This window comes from Vibrio sp. Isolate32 (genome assembly GCF_022397955.1).
Lineage (GTDB): Bacteria > Pseudomonadota > Gammaproteobacteria > Enterobacterales > Vibrionaceae > Vibrio.
This window is the reverse complement of the sequence record NZ_JAKEUQ010000084.1, coordinates 1-659: the sequence shown is the minus strand read 5'-3', so window position 1 is coordinate 659 and position 659 is coordinate 1. Positions and strand designations below refer to the sequence as shown.

Annotated in this window: 2 tRNA genes and 1 rRNA gene; all 3 read left to right on the top strand. The window is 45.2% G+C overall.

Annotated elements, in window-relative coordinates:
• A 16S ribosomal RNA gene (locus tag L1D11_RS22535) occupies positions 1–211 on the top strand; the annotation flags it as partial.
• Between the two features lie 67 nt (positions 212–278).
• A tRNA-Ile gene (locus tag L1D11_RS22530) sits at positions 279–355 on the top strand.
• A gap of 15 nt (positions 356–370) precedes the next feature.
• Positions 371–446 (top strand) — tRNA-Ala (locus L1D11_RS22525).
• Positions 447–659: the final 213 nt, after the last annotated feature.

Sequence of the window (659 nt, the reverse complement as noted above, 5' to 3'; positions counted from 1 at the left end):
GTCGGAATCGCTAGTAATCGTAGATCAGAATGCTACGGTGAATACGTTCCCGGGCCTTGTACACACCGCCCGTCACACCATGGGAGTGGGCTGCAAAAGAAGTGGGTAGTTTAACCTTTCGGGGAGGACGCTCACCACTTTGTGGTTCATGACTGGGGTGAAGTCGTAACAAGGTAGCCCTAGGGGAACCTGGGGCTGGATCACCTCCTTATACGAAGATATTCACGATAAGTGTCCACACAGATTGATTAGGTTTAGAAAAGTTAAGAGACGATATTGGGTCTGTAGCTCAGCTGGTTAGAGCGCTCGCCTGATAAGCGGGAGGTCGGTGGTTCAAGTCCACTCAGACCCACCAATATCGACCTTAGATGGGGCTATAGCTCAGCTGGGAGAGCGCCTGCCTTGCACGCAGGAGGTCTGCGGTTCGATCCCGCATAGCTCCACCATCTTTAAGTGTTCTTCCTTAAGAATCTTTAAAAATGGTTTCGAAAGAAATCAAGCTCTTTAACAATTTGGAAAGCTGACTGATTACTTAATTGGTTTTCACTTTAAAAAGTGAAATCAAACAGCTCAAGGCTGTGATTAAGTTAATCAAATTTAAAAGTTCTCAATGTTTATCTGCTCTTAGTTAATAAGAACGGTATAAACACAACAAACAC